Consider the following 14167-nt stretch of genomic DNA (forward strand, 5'->3'; position numbering starts at 1 on the left):
GCGCCCCCGATCACACCAGGCGCGAGGTCTCCACCGCCGCGCGGACGAAATCCGCAAACAGCGGATGGGGCGCGAAGGGTTTGGATTTCAGCTCCGGGTGGAACTGGACGCCGATGAACCACGGGTGGCCTTCGTGTTCGACGATCTCGGGCAGGCGGCCATCGGGGGACATGCCGGAAAAGCGCAGGCCCGCGGCCTCCAGCTTCTCGCGGTAGGCGATGTCCACCTCATAGCGGTGGCGGTGGCGTTCCTCGATCCGCGTGTCGCCATAGACGCGGGCGACCTGCGACCCTTCGGCCAGCCGCGCGGAATAGGCGCCCAGCCGCATGGTGCCGCCCTTGTCATCGCCCAGCTTGCGTTCGACCACATGGTTGCCCTGCACCCATTCCTTCAGGTGATAAACCACCGGGGTAAAGCGTTTCGCCCCGGCCTCGTGGTCGAATTCCTCGGACCCGGCATCGCTGAGCCCGGCAAGGTTGCGCGCAGCCTCGACCACGGCCATCTGCATGCCCAGACAGATGCCCAGATAGGGGATCTGCTTTTCGCGCGCCCAGGCGGCGGCGCGGATCTTGCCTTCGGTCCCTCGCTCGCCGAAGCCGCCGGGCACCAAGATCGCATGGATCCCCTGCAGATGCGGCGAGGGGTCCTCGCGCTCGAATACCTCGGCGTCGATCCATTCCACCTGCACCCGGACCCGGTTGGCCATGCCGCCATGGGTCAGCGCCTCCTTGATGGACTTATACGCATCCTCCAGCTGGGTATACTTGCCGACAATGGCCACGCGGACCTCGCCCTCGGCGTTTTCCAGCCGGTCCATGACATCCTCCCAGCGGCGCAGGTCCGGGCGCGGGGCGGGGGAAATGTTGAAGGCATCCAGCACCGCCTGATCCAGCCCCACCTTGTGATAGGCCAGCGGCGCCTCGTAGATGGATTTCAGGTCATAGGCGGGGATCACGGCACCGGGGCGGACATTGCAGAACAGCGCGATCTTGGCGCGTTCCTTTTCCGGGATCGGCTGTTCGGACCGGCAGACCAGCACATCGGGCGCAATGCCGATGGAGCGCAGTTCCTTCACCGAATGCTGGGTGGGCTTGGTCTTCAGCTCGCCACTGGCGGCCAGCCAGGGCAGCAGGGTCAGGTGCATGAAGATGCATTCGCCGCGCGGGCGCTCATGGGCAAACTGGCGGATGGCCTCGAAAAACGGCAGGCCTTCGATGTCGCCGACAGTGCCGCCGATCTCGCACAGCATGAAATCGGCATCCTCGGCGCCGATGGCCAGGAAATCCTTGATCTCGTTGGTGACATGGGGGATCACCTGGATGGTCTTGCCCAGGTAATCGCCGCGGCGCTCCTTCTCCAGCACATTCATGTAGATCCGGCCCGAGCTGATCGAATCAGTCTTGCGCGCGGGCACCCCGGTGAAGCGTTCGTAATGGCCCAGGTCCAGGTCGGTCTCGGCCCCGTCATCGGTGACAAACACCTCACCATGTTCAAAGGGCGACATGGTGCCGGGGTCCACGTTCAGATACGGGTCCAGCTTGCGCAGCCGCACGGTAAAGCCGCGCGCCTGCAACAGCGCCCCCAGCGCCGCCGAGGCCAGCCCCTTGCCCAGCGAGGATACAACACCCCCGGTGATGAAGACATATCGCGCCATGGATGGGGGCCTCCCGTGAAGATCATCGCATCTGGCTCAGGGCCATTCCGGCACCGGGCATCACGGGGTTTGACCTATAGGCCAAGCGCCCCGCCGACGCAAGGTGACAACAAGATCACGTTGCGGGATATGGGTGGCCCGCAACCGATTGTGGTAAAAAGGGGTCAGTCCGCCCGCGGCGGGGTCAGCGGTTCATCCGCCGCCGGTGGTGGCAGCAGGCCATCGGCATCGGGCAGCGACGGGGCCATGGGCGCTGGTGCGCTGGGCACGCCCAGCCGGTCCAGAACCGATGTGGTCGCACTTTGTTGCGCGGCAATCACCGTCAGCGTCAGCGAGGTGGCGATGAAAGCCGCCGCCAGCGCCCAGGTCATCTTGGCCAGCCCGGTCAGCGGCGGGCGCGATGCCTGCGGGCCGCCGCCGCCGCCAATGCCCAGCCCGCCCCCTTCGGAGCGCTGCAGCAGCACCACGCCAATCAGCGCCAGCGCAAGCAAGAGATGGACAATCAGGACGACATTCTGCATCAGTTCGGGCCCGTTTTCGCGTTGCGGTCTATCTATGCCCTGCGTTCGCAGCCCGCAACCCCTTGTCTGTGCCTCTCTGTGCCTCCTGTCGGCAGATGACGCCCGGGCGGGGCAGAAACCTGTTTCGCAGCGGCGCGGCTGCGGATAGAAGGTGCAGGGTTTGCTCATGGCAAGGGATGAAACGCATGGCCAATGTGGTGGTTGTCGGCGCGCAATGGGGCGACGAGGGCAAGGGCAAGATCGTGGACTGGCTGTGCGAGCGCGCCGATGTGGTGGCGCGCTTTCAGGGCGGGCACAATGCCGGGCACACGCTGGTCATCGACGGCAAGGTCTACAAGCTGCATGCGCTGCCCTCGGGCGTGGTGCGCGGCGGCAAGCTCAGCGTGATCGGCAATGGCGTGGTGCTGGACCCCTGGCATCTGCTGTCCGAGATCGAAACCCTGCGCGGGCAGGGGGTGGAGATCACGCCCGAAACCCTGATGATCGCTGAAAACACGCCCCTGATCCTGCCCTTCCATGGGGAACTGGACCGCGCGCGCGAGGGCCAGACAGCGGTGGCAAAGATCGGCACCACCGGGCGCGGGATCGGCCCCGCCTATGAAGACAAGGTCGGTCGCCGGGTGATCCGCGTCGCCGATCTGGGCGATCGTGCGACGCTGGAAACCCGCATCGACCGCGCGCTGGTGCATCACAACGCCCTGCGCGCCGGGCTGGGCCTGCCGGCGGTGGATGCCGATGCCCTGCTGCGGGACCTGCTGGCCATCGCGCCCGAGATCCTGCGCTTTGCCGCGCCGGTGTGGAAGGTGCTGAATGAAAAGCGCCGCGCCGGAAAGCGTATCCTGTTCGAAGGGGCGCAGGGCGCGCTGCTGGACGTGGATTTCGGCACCTATCCGTTTGTGACCTCATCCAATGTGATTGCAGGGCAGGCAGCGACAGGCACCGGGCTGGGCCCGGGCGCCGTCGATTATGTGCTGGGGATCGTCAAGGCCTATACCACCCGCGTGGGCGAGGGGCCGTTCCCCACCGAATTGCAGGATGATGACGGCCAGCGCCTGGGCGAGCGTGGGCATGAATTCGGCACCACCACCGGGCGCAAGCGCCGCTGCGGCTGGTTCGATGCGGTGCTGGTGCGCCAGACCTGTGCGACCTCGGGCGTCAACGGGATCGCGCTGACCAAGCTGGACGTGCTGGACGGGTTCGAACGCCTGCGCATCTGCACCGGTTATGACCTGGACGGGCAGGTGCTGGACCATCTTCCCACGGCTTCGGATGCGCAGGCCCGCTGCGTGCCGATCTATGAGGAGATGCCCGGCTGGTCGGAATCAACCGAAGGCGCGCGCAGCTGGGCCGACCTGCCTGCGGCGGCCATCAAGTATGTCCGCCGGGTGGAGGAGTTGATCGGCTGCCCGGTGGCGCTACTTTCCACCTCGCCGGAACGCGAAGACACGATTCTGGTCACGGACCCTTATGCAGATTGAGTGATGGCCCTCAGTTACAAAGCCCGCCGCCGCCTGTCGCTGCTGATCCTTTTGGTCGGCCTGCCGCTCTATATCATCGTGGCTGTCAATGTGATCGCCCTGTTCGAGCGGCCGCCCTTCCTGCTGGAGATTGTGGTCTATGTGGTGCTGGGCATCGCCTGGGCGCTGCCGCTGAAATTCGTGTTCCGTGGCGTCAGCCGCGACGACCCCGAAGACAGCAATACCGACCGGCACTGAAGCCGGTCGCCGGTTCAGGCCCTGACAACGGCCCTTGCGGCAGAGGGCGCGGCCTGCAACCCTGCCGCCATTGATCTGAAGAGGGGGTCCAGACATGACCAGCACATCCGAACCCACCCGGCTGGAGCTTCTGCGCGGGGTGGTCCATCCGTGGCACCATGATCATTTCGGCCATATGAATGTGCGCCACTACGCCCCGTTCTTCGATGATGCCGTCTATCACATGTGGACGCGCCTTGGCCTGCCCTACGCGCAGATGCAGGCGGACCACGGGGTGCATACGGTCTCGGCCCAGGCAACGACGGGGTTTCGCCAGGAGCTTGTGGCCGGGGATCTGATCGTCATCGATGGCGCCGTTTCCCGGATCGGCGGCAAAAGCTGCACATTGCATCTGCGCATGACCCACGCCGATACCGGCGCCCTGCATGCAACCTATGAAGTGGTCGAGGTTTTCTTCGACCCTGCCACCCGCCGCTCGGCGCCCATGCCCGAAGCGATTCGCGCCCGGCTGCAAGCGCATCACATCCCTGACGCCTGATCACCCCGCACCGCGCCATAGCGCTGCGGCACACCGTCAAGCAGCGCCTGTCGCGCGGCGCCATAGGTGTCACGGATCTGCGTGACCCGGCGGGCCATGTCATCGGCCTCCGCCTCCGGGTGCCGGGCGGCGTCTTCGGCGGCGCTGCACATCCGGGCCACATCGGACAGGCCAAGATTGGCTGCAGCCCCCTTGAGCGCGTGAAATTCATCCGCCAGCGCCTGCGGGGCGCGCCCGGGCGCCATCCGCTGCACGATCTCATCGCTTTCGGCCAGGAACAGGTCCACCAGTTCCAGAACCGTTTCGGCGCCCAGATCGTCACATAATTCGTCCAGTCGTGCCCAGTCGATCATCGTCCTGCCTCGTTACCTGCCTCACAATGGCATCGCACGCTTAATGCAAGGTAAGCGCGGGACCGGTTTTTCGGATTCATCCGATCTTAAGCAACGGGGCACAAGATTGCGCCAGCGCCCGTGTCTCCGTTGCTCCCTGATCGAGTTTTCGAATGAATACCTCCCTGTCCGATACCACCGCACCGCTTTCGGCGTCTTCCGTCCTGCGCGTACTGGTGGTTGATGACAGCAGCGCCCAACGCCTGCTGCTGCGGACCCTGCTGCGGCGCTGGGGCTATGATGTCGAAACCGCCGCCTCGGGGCAGGAGGCGCTGGAGCGCTGCCGGCAGGAGCGGTTCGACCTGATCATCTCGGACTGGATCATGCCGGGGATGAGCGGGCCGGATTTCTGCCGCGCCTTTCGTCAGCTTGACAGCGACAGCTACTGCTATTTCATCCTGCTGACCGCCAAGACCGAAACCGATGCCGTGGCCGAAGGGCTGGATATCGGCGCGGATGATTTCCTGAGGAAACCCGTCGCCCCGGAAGAGCTGCGCGCCCGCATGAACGCGGGGGAACGTCTGCTGGAGATGGAGCGCCGCCTGCGCGACCAGAATCGCCAGATCGCATCGACCCTGACGGAGCTGCGTGAACTCTATTCCGCGCTGGACCGGGATCTGCGCGAGGCGCGCAAGCTGCAGCAATCCCTGGTGCGCGAACGTGACTTCCGCATGGATGGCGCGCAGCTTTCGCTGCTGTTGCGCCCTTCCGGGCATGTCGGGGGCGATATGGTCGGGTTCTTTCCCAGCGGCGAAGGGCGGATCGGGTTCTATGCCTTCGATGTCTCGGGGCACGGGGTGACCTCGGCGCTGATGTGCGCGCGGATTGCAGGGCTGTTCTCGGGCGGGGCCGGGGGGCAGAACATCGCGCTGGATGGCCCGCCCGATGCCATGACTGCGCATCAACCCGGTCTGGTGGCCGAACGCATGAACCGCCTTCTGCTGTCCGAGATCGACACCGAGCATTATTGCACCCTGTGCTATGCCGATGCTGACCTGCGCACCGGGCAGGTGCGCTTTGTCCAGGCCGGGCACCCTCATCCGCTGGTGCAGCGTGCCGATGGCAGCATCGAGTATCTGGGCGAAGGCGGCCTTCCCGTCGGCCTCTTTGCCGAGGCACGCTACGACTCCACGATGATCAAGCTGCGCCCCGGCGATCGGCTGCTGATCTATTCCGACGGGATCACCGAATATGCCGATGCCAATGGCGCAGAGCTGGGTGAGCCCGGCCTGGGCCGCATCATGGAGCGTCTGCACGGGCTGCGGGGGCATGCGCTTCTGGATGCGCTGCTGTGGGAACTGGCGCAATGGGGCGGCAGCGATGACTTCGGCGATGACGTTTCTGCCGTGCTGTTCGAATACGATCATCCACTGGCCTGAGGGCATGGCCGCGCCCGCCGCAGGCGCGCAGGGGTGGGTGGGCGCGGCTCGGGGGCGCTTTCCCGGCGTGGCCGGAAAGGGCGCGCGTCAGGGGCGGCCGCAGCCATGGCTACAACGACCCATCCGGCAGTTCGACACCGCGGGCGTCGGCGGTGGCGCGGACGGCTTCGCGCAGTTCCGGGCTGGCGGCCAGCAGGCGCTTGAAACGCTGTTCGTCAAGTTTCAGGATGGTGGAATGGGTCAGCGCCACCACCTGTGCCCGGCGGCGATGGCGGGCCAGCACCGCCAGCTGGCCGAACATGTCACCCCGGCCCAGCCGCGTCTTCTGCCCGGCGAAATCCATCTCGACCGCGCCGGAGGCGATGAAAAAGATGTTGTGCGCGACTTGGCCGCGGCGGATCAGCACCTCGCCGGGGGCGACATAGACGGCCTTGAGCGCGCGCGCCAGCCGCCGCCGTTCGCTGTCGCTGAGGCTGGCGAACAGCTTGAAGCGCGCCACCAGTTCCGATTTCTGCAGCGTCAGGTCCAGTTGCGGGCGGGTTTCCTGCGCGTCGCGCATCCGCGCCAGCCGCGTCACCAGCGTGGCATGCAGTTCCGGCCCGATCAGCCCGTCCCCGCGCAGCAGATCGTATTCGCGTCCCTCCAGCCGCAACGAAGTGCGCCGGATGAAGCGGCGTTCCAGCTGTTCGGCATAGCCCGGGTATTGCAGCCGCAACCCCTGCAGGGCGTTATCGTTATCGGCCATGCGCCGGTCCAGCAATTCATGCAGCAGTTCGGCCACCCGTCGGCCATGGATGCGCCGGATCTTGGTATCGATATAGCTGTGCAATTCGCGCAGGATCAGCGCCTGGTTCAGCAGGATCTCGAACCGGTCCGCCGTGCGTTGCGCCAGCGGGCCGGATATCCGCAGCCGGTTGTGCAGCCAGACCGCCAGCCGATAGCCGCGCCCTTCGCCCAGCGCCTCGCGCCCGGCGCGGCGGTATTCGGTGCGCCCCCCCTGGCGGGTGCGTTCGATCAGCCGGTCCACATCGGACAGCATCCGATCCACCAGCCGGACCGAGATGACCTGTTGTCGGAAATGCTCCAGGATCAGGTCACGCTCACGGCCGGCCAGGGCCACCAGCCCCAGGGTGATCCGGTCGCGGTCCTGGATCTCGGCGCTGTCCTCGGCGGCGGCCACGGCGCGGTCCAGACGCTCGGCGAAGCGCTTCGCCTCGGAGCGGACGACCTCACGCTGCAGCTCGTTGCGCTGGGTGATCTGCGAGACCTCCTCGCGCACATTCTGCAGGGCAACGGCCAGCACCTGGTTGGACAGCGCCTGGTTCAGCGGTGTGAGTTGGTCCAGCTTCAGCCAGCGGATCATGGGGCGCAGGGTTGTCCCCTGCACGATCAGCGTGAACAGCACGAAGCCCGTGGCCAGGATCCCCACCAGGCGCTTTACCTCAGCGGGCAGGGCGGGGTTTTCGGTCACAGCCAGCGCCAGCGCCAGCGTGACCGCGCCGCGCAGCCCGCCCCACAGGATCGCAACCTTGTAGGGCCATTCCACCCGCGGCGACAGGCGCAGGATGCTCAGCACCGGCAACACTCCGAACAGCACCAGCACCCGCGCCAGCACCGCCGCCCCCACCAGCACCGCCAGCAGGACCGCATCCCCCGGACGCACCCCGCCCAGAAGCTGGGGGATCAGAAGGGCCGCCAGAATGAAGATCAGCGCCCCCGCCCAATGCGCCAGCAGGTCCCAGACCTCGCGCAGGTAGCCCCAGGCGGTGGGCATGATCCGTGACGGCCCCAGCAGGTTCAGCACCATCCCCGCCGCGACCACCGCGATCACCCCGGACGCGCCCAGCACCCGTTCGGCCACCAGATAGGCGATATAGGGCAGCGCCACCGACAGCGATACCTGCGCCAGCGGGTGATTGGGCAGCGCTGTCATCACGATGATCACCACGCGCGCCAGCAGCCAGCCCAGCGCCGCCCCGCCCAGAAACAGCAGGGGAAGCTGCAGCAAGGCCTCGGCCAGCCGCGGCGAGGGCTGGGTGGGCAGGATGATGTTCAGGAACAGCGCAAACAGCGCAATCGCCGCCGCGTCATTGAGCAGGCTTTCCCCTTCGACGATCCGGCTCAGCCGCCGTGGGGCGGCGATGTTGCGGAAGATGCTGACCACCGCCGAGGGGTCGGTGGTGGACACGATCGCCCCGATCAGCAGGCAGGCCACCAGCGACAGCCCCGCCACAAGGTAAAGCGCATAGCCCACGGTAAAAGTGGCGATGATCACCGCCACCACCGCCAGCACCAGGATCGGCACCCAGTCATCGGCCATCCGCCGCAGGTTCAGCCCCAGCGCCACCTGGAACAGCAGCGTGGGCAGAAACACGAACAGGAACACATCAGAGCGGATCGGCAGGCCGTCGATGAGGGCGGCCAACGTATCCAGCGTTCCGGTCAGCGGCGAGACGGCCACATAGGCCGCCCCCGCCCCGATCAGGATACCGATTCCCGCCAGGATCACCGTGAACGGCAGCCGCAGCCGGGCCGCAAGCGGCTCGGCCAGGCCGATGATCAGAAACAGCGCCGCGGCGAATCCGGTAAATGTGGCGATATCCATCGTGTCAAGATATGCCATGCCCGGCGTATCGGAAAGGGCAGGGTGTTGATCACAGGCGGTTTTTGGCAAGCAGGGCGGCCCTGGCCCGCCGATGCGGCAGCGCGCCGCTGCGCAGCACCTCAGCCCTCGGCGGGGTCGGTCATGTCTTCAAGGGCTGCATCTTCAAGGCTGATGTCTTCGGGGGCGGCGTCTGTGGGGGTGTCGGCGTCCTCGGCGGGGCTGGGGCGGAACCAGTCAGGGTTCGAGGCCATCCAGCGTTCGATCGCCCCGACCGCGTTCTGCGACAGGTTCTGCATCTGCTGTTCCGCGGATTGGGTCAGCCCGGAGCTGACCACGGTTTCCCCCGACAGGCTTTCCAGCACGGTGATCCGGTGCGGGGTTTCGTTGAGCTTGGTGCCCGCCTCATCATCCCAGATCGTGACCCCGGCAATCAGCACCGAGCGGGGGGATGCCACCAGCGGGATCCCCGGCATGGCCAGCACATAACCCTGCACGGCGACGGCAATGTGGTAGTAGCTGTCGCCTTCATAGCGGGCAAAGCGGCGCTCGATTTCGGCCTGGAGGGTGTTTTCCCAATCCTCGGGATCGGCGCGGCGCGAGGCGGGGCCCATGGTCGCGCTCTCGGCCACCACGATCGCATGGCCCAGCCGGAAATCACCCAGTTCCCCCCGTTGTTCGCCCAGGTGCGCCCCCGAGGCGCAGGCCCCAAGGAGAAGGATCGCGCCCAGCAGGGCAGCGCGGCGCGGCAGGCGGAAAGGCGTCTTGGGCATGCGAACTCCGATTGTCATCCTGTCCCTGACATAGCGGAATGGCCCCGCGCGCACAATCGCAGGGGCCGGGACAGGGGGCGCGCAGGGTCAGGTAAAGCGGTTGTCGCGCGGAAATCCGCGCGGTGCCATCCGCCCCGCGCTGGCGCGCTTGCCCAGCCATTCGCTCAGATCCGGTTCATGGCGGGTGCGCCCGGCGGGGTCCTTCCAGCTCAACCCCTGGGCCAGATCGAAGCTGGTCACATCCGACAGGCCGCCGTCCTTGAACTTCTGCAGCCGCACGCCCTTGCCGCGGGCCATCTCGGGCAGTTCGGCCAGGGGAAAGACCAGCAGCTTGCGGTTTTCGCCCACCGTGGCCACATGGTCGCCGCGCAGCACATGGGCGCACAGCGCCCGGGCCGGGGGTTTCACGTTCAGCACCTGCTTGCCGCTGCGGGTCTGGGCCAGAACCTCGTCGGCGGGCACCACGAAACCATCCCCGGTGCTGGAGGCCATGAGCAGCTTCACCCCGGCACGGTGGATGAACAGATCGACGATCTCGGCCTCGTTTGGCAGGTCCACCATCAGGCGCACTGGCTCACCCATGCCGCGCCCGCCGGGCAGGTTTGCGGCCGGCAGCGTGTAGAAACGCCCCGTAGAGCCCAGCAGCAGCAGCTTGTCGGTGGTTTCGGCGTGAAAGACAAAGCGGCCTGCGTCGCCATCCTTGAACTTGAACTCGCTGTCCAGCGCGACATGGCCCTTCATGGCGCGGATCCAGCCCATTTTCGAACAGACCACGGTGATGGGTTCTCGCTCGATCATGGCTTCCAGGGGGACGTCTTCAACCTCGCCCGCCTCGGCAAAGCCGGTGCGGCGGGCGCCCTGGGCGGTGCCCTTGCCGAATTCGGCCTGCACGGCGCGCAATTCCTTGACGATCCGCGCCCATTGCAGCCGTTCCGAGGCCAGGAGATCCTCCAGCCCGGCGCGTTCCTTCAGCAGCGCGTCGCGTTCGCGCTTCAGCTCGATCTCTTCCAGCCGGCGCAGGCTGCGCAGGCGCATGTTCAGGATGGCTTCGGCCTGCACCTCGGACAGCTCGCCCTCGCCGGGGGCGGGGGGGATGTAATCGGCCTCGGAGGTGGCGCGGGTGAAGCTGCGGCCCCATTCCTCGCGCATCAGGGCATCGCGGGGGGCGTCGTCATAGCGGATGATGTCGATCACCCGGTCCAGGTTCAGGAAGGCAATGATGAAGCCTTCGAGCACCTCCAGCCGGTGGTCGATCTTCGCCAGACGGTGTTCCGAGCGTCGCCGCAGAACCTCGCGCCGGTGGTCCAGAAAGGCGCGCAGCACCTCACGCAGGCTGCAGACCTTTGGCGTGCGCCCGTCGATCAGCACATTCATGTTCAGGCCGAAACGGATCTCCAGGTCGCTGTTCTTGAACAGCATCCCCATCATCAGTTCCGGGTCCACGCTGCGCGTGCGCGGCTCCAGCACGATCCGCACGTCATCGGCGCTTTCGTCGCGCACATCGGCCAGCAGGGGCACCTTGCGGGAGTGGATGACCTCGGCCAGTTTTTCGATCAGGCGGGATTTGGGCACCTGATAGGGGATTTCGGTGACCACCACCTGCCAGGCGCCGCGGGCAAGCTGTTCAACCTCCCACCGGGCGCGCAGACGGATGGCGCCGCGGCCGGTGCGATAGGCCTCGATCAATGCCTCGCGCGGTTCCACGATCACGCCGCCGGTGGGGAAATCGGGGCCGGGGATCAGGCGGGCCAGGGCCTCGTCGCTCAACGCCGGGTCGCCGATCAGGGCGCAGGCGCCCTCGATCACCTCATCCAGGTTATGGGGCGGGATATTGGTGGCCATGCCCACGGCGATCCCGCTGGCGCCATTGGCCAGAAGGTTGGGAAAGGCGGCGGGAAGAACCTCGGGCTCCTCCAGCGTGCCGTCATAGTTGGGGCGGTAATCGACGGCGTTTTCGGCCAGCCCTTCCAGCAGGCGCTCGGCGGCGGCGGCCATGCGGGCCTCGGTGTAGCGGGCGGCGGCGGGGTTGTCGCCGTCGATATTGCCGAAATTGCCCTGCCCGTCCACCAGCGGGTAGCGCATGGCGAAATGCTGCGCCAGACGCGCCATGGCGTCATAGATCGCGGCATCGCCATGGGGGTGGTAATTGCCCATCACATCGCCGGTGATCTTGGCGGATTTGCGAAAGCCCCCGGTGGGCGACAGCCGCAGCTCGCGCATGGCAAACAGGATGCGCCGGTGGACGGGTTTCAGCCCGTCGCGGGCATCGGGCAGCGCGCGGTGCATGATGGTGGAGAGCGCATATTGCAGATACCGCTCCCCCAGCGCGCGGCGCAGGGGCTCCGACAGGGGCGGGTCAGCGTCTGTCCCCGCGGGGACAGGTATGTCATCATCATTGGCCATCGCGCCCTCATAGCCGTGCGCGCGGCACCCGTCCAGCCTGCACACGACTGCGCGATGCGCCTTCCGCGGCCTTGCCCCGCCTGGACCGGCGGCGCTACTGTGGCGCAGCTGTTCCCCCTGTGCCCGGAGGCGCGCATGACCCCCTTTCCGCATCTGTTTCGCGCGCTGCCGCTGGTGCTGCTGCTGGCCCCCGGTGCCGCGCAGGCCGACCCGCAGGTCCGCGCCGTGACCCTGTCCACCGCCGGGACCGCACTGGTCGAAACCACCTTGCCCATGACCGAGGGGCAGGCCGGTCTGACCCTGCGCCGCGCCGATCTGGACGGGTTCCTGAAATCGGTGGTGGTGGGTGATCCGGCGGGCAGCGTGATCCGGTTGCGCCTGCCCGGCCCCGCCGCATTCGAAGACGCCTTTGCCGCGCTGCCCCTTGCCCCCGCGGACCTGCAGGGCAAGGCGGCGCTGCTGAGCGCCATGACCGGGGCCGCCGTTACCGTGGACCGGCGCGGGGTGGAAACCCGCGGCACGGTGATGGGCGTCACCGACCGCCCCTGCGAACATGGCCCCTGTGCGGTGCTGACCCTGCGCGATGATACCGGTGCCCTGCGCGCGCTGGATCTGGATGGCACGCTGGACCTGCGCTTCGATGATCCCGCCGACCGCGCCATGATCGACGCGGGGCTGGCAGCGTTGCGCCTGGGCCGGGACCCGCGGCGGGTGGCGGTGGCGCTGGGCAGCGATGATGACACCACGCGCGATCTTTCGCTGCGCTGGCTGCAACCGGCGCCCGTCTGGAAAACCGCCTGGCGGGCGGTGGATACAGATGACGGGCTGGCGCTGACCGGCTGGGCAGTGTTGGAAAACACCACCGGGCAGGACTGGGACGCGGTGGAGCTGACCCTGGCCACCGGCGCGGTGCAGGTGCTGGAGGCCGCGCTCTATGCCCGCGATCATGCTGACGCATTCGCCGCTCCGGCCATGGAATCCGCGCTGATGGCGCGAAGCATGGCCGATCAGGCCGTGGCGGACACCCTGGCCGATGATGGCGCCAGTTTCTCGCGCTTCACGCTGGCCACGCCGGTGACCCTGGCTGCGGGGCAGATGATCAGCCTGCCCTTCCTGCAGGACAATATGCCCCAGGCGCAGCTTCTGGTGCATCGCGGCGGGCAAGGGGCCAGCCATCCGAGGATTGCCCTGTCGCTGCACAACCCCTTGCCCCTGCGTCTGCCGGGCGGGGTCATGACCTATTATCAGGACGGGCGCGGCCATGCCGGTGATGCGCAGGTCCCCGAACTTGCCCCGGGCGGTGCGGCCCTGCTGGAGTTCGCCCGCGACACCAGCCTGCGCGTGGCTGAAGACGTCGCGCGCACCGAAACCCTGCGTAGCCTGACAATCGCCGATGGCGTGGTGACCCTGACCGAGGATCTGATGCGCCGCACCACCTATCGCATCGAAGCTGACGGCGATGCGGCGCGCGACCTGACCCTGGATCATCCGCGCCAGTCCGGCTGGGAGCTGGCCACCGGGGGCGCCGAATCGCGGCTGGAGGCGCATCGCTTCACCGTTGCCGTGGCGCCGGACGGGATCACCGAATTCACCGTGACCGAACGCCAGCCCCGCAGCCGCCGTATCGCCGTGACCGATATCGACGATTCGTTGCTGGATCTGTGGATGCGCGATGCCCCCGACGCCGAAACCGAGGCGCTACTGTCCGACCTGGCCGCGCTGCGCCGGGACCTGGCCCAGGCCCGCCGTGACCGTGCCGCCGCCGAGGCCGAGGCCGAGGATCTGGCCGCCGAACAGGCCCGGCTGGTGGATCTGATCGTGGCGCTGGGCAGCGACAGCGCCGCCGACCGCGACCGCCGCGCCCGGGTCGATGCGCTGGACGCCCGGATATTCGCCGCCCGGACCGCGCGGCGCGCCGCCGAAGCCCGCGCCGCCGCGCTGGAAGCCCGGATCGCAGAGCTGATCGGCGGCTGACACGCCGCGCCGCCGCGCAGACCTGTGGCGGGCGGCTTTTGCATAACACGCGCTTGATTTTTCCGCGCCCAGTGAGTAAGCGGTCGCGCGAGAAAGTTCCGGGGTCGGTCCTGACCCTTCAGCAACGGGGTGCCGAAGACATGGCAAAGCAGAAGTTTGAACGCACGAAGCCGCATGTGAACGTTGGCACGATTGGCCATGTTGACCACGGCAAGA

11 protein-coding genes are annotated in these 14167 nt (G+C 67.2%); 5 read left to right on the forward strand and 6 right to left on the reverse strand.

Annotation, left to right across the window (positions count from 1 at the left end; all coding sequences use genetic code 11):
• Positions 1 to 10: 10 nt before the first annotated feature.
• Together HUK65_RS15265 and secG are read right to left on the reverse strand one after the other, a co-directional pair.
• Entirely contained in the window at positions 11 to 1654 is a 1644-nt protein-coding gene (locus HUK65_RS15265) for a CTP synthase (RefSeq protein ID WP_179907139.1), read from the reverse strand.
• A gap of 164 nt (positions 1655 to 1818) precedes the next feature.
• A complete protein-coding gene (gene secG, locus HUK65_RS15270) occupies positions 1819 to 2175 on the reverse strand; it encodes a preprotein translocase subunit SecG (protein ID WP_179907140.1) in 357 nt (118 codons plus the stop codon).
• A gap of 185 nt (positions 2176 to 2360) precedes the next feature.
• Between secG and HUK65_RS15275 the strand changes: the two genes are divergently transcribed.
• The 3 genes from HUK65_RS15275 to HUK65_RS15285 all read left to right on the forward strand — a co-directional run bounded on the left by HUK65_RS15275 (position 2361) and on the right by HUK65_RS15285 (position 4428).
• Entirely contained in the window at positions 2361 to 3653 is a 1293-nt protein-coding gene (locus HUK65_RS15275) for an adenylosuccinate synthase (RefSeq protein ID WP_179907149.1), read from the forward strand.
• Positions 3654 to 3656: 3 nt separating this feature from the next.
• Positions 3657 to 3890: a DUF2842 domain-containing protein gene (locus HUK65_RS15280; protein WP_179907141.1), complete on the forward strand. Its 234-nt coding sequence runs from the start codon at positions 3657 to 3659 to the stop codon at positions 3888 to 3890.
• 94 nt (positions 3891 to 3984) lie between these two features.
• Positions 3985 to 4428, forward strand: a complete 444-nt coding sequence (locus HUK65_RS15285) for an acyl-CoA thioesterase (RefSeq protein ID WP_179907142.1) — start codon at positions 3985 to 3987, stop codon at positions 4426 to 4428.
• Here the strand turns inward: HUK65_RS15285 and HUK65_RS15290 are convergent.
• Entirely contained in the window at positions 4410 to 4781 is a 372-nt protein-coding gene (locus tag HUK65_RS15290; protein ID WP_179907143.1) for an Hpt domain-containing protein, read from the reverse strand. The genes HUK65_RS15285 and HUK65_RS15290 overlap by 19 nt on opposite strands.
• 152 nt (positions 4782 to 4933) lie before the next feature.
• Between HUK65_RS15290 and HUK65_RS15295 the strand changes: the two genes are divergently transcribed.
• Entirely contained in the window at positions 4934 to 6199 is a 1266-nt protein-coding gene (locus HUK65_RS15295) for a SpoIIE family protein phosphatase (RefSeq protein ID WP_179907144.1), read from the forward strand.
• 109 nt (positions 6200 to 6308) lie between these two features.
• On the opposite strand, the gene HUK65_RS15300 is transcribed toward HUK65_RS15295, so the two are convergent.
• The 3 genes from HUK65_RS15300 to HUK65_RS15310 all read right to left on the reverse strand — a co-directional run bounded on the left by HUK65_RS15300 (position 6309) and on the right by HUK65_RS15310 (position 11977).
• Positions 6309 to 8804 (reverse strand): cation:proton antiporter, encoded by a 2496-nt coding sequence (locus HUK65_RS15300; RefSeq protein WP_179907150.1) that lies wholly within the window; start codon positions 8802 to 8804, stop codon positions 6309 to 6311.
• Between the two features lie 119 nt (positions 8805 to 8923).
• Positions 8924 to 9574, reverse strand: coding sequence for a hypothetical protein (locus HUK65_RS15305; protein WP_179907145.1), 651 nt, complete (start codon positions 9572 to 9574; stop codon positions 8924 to 8926).
• 87 nt (positions 9575 to 9661) lie between these two features.
• Complete coding sequence (locus HUK65_RS15310) at positions 9662 to 11977, reverse strand: DNA topoisomerase IV subunit A (protein WP_179907146.1); 2316 nt, start codon at positions 11975 to 11977, stop codon at positions 9662 to 9664.
• A 135-nt stretch (positions 11978 to 12112) separates the two neighbouring features.
• Between HUK65_RS15310 and HUK65_RS15315 the strand changes: the two genes are divergently transcribed.
• Positions 12113 to 13951, forward strand: a complete 1839-nt coding sequence (locus HUK65_RS15315; RefSeq protein WP_179907147.1) for a hypothetical protein — start codon at positions 12113 to 12115, stop codon at positions 13949 to 13951.
• Positions 13952 to 14167 lie beyond the last annotated feature (216 nt).

It is taken from the genome of Rhabdonatronobacter sediminivivens (genome assembly GCF_013415485.1).
Lineage (GTDB): Bacteria > Pseudomonadota > Alphaproteobacteria > Rhodobacterales > Rhodobacteraceae > Rhabdonatronobacter > Rhabdonatronobacter sediminivivens.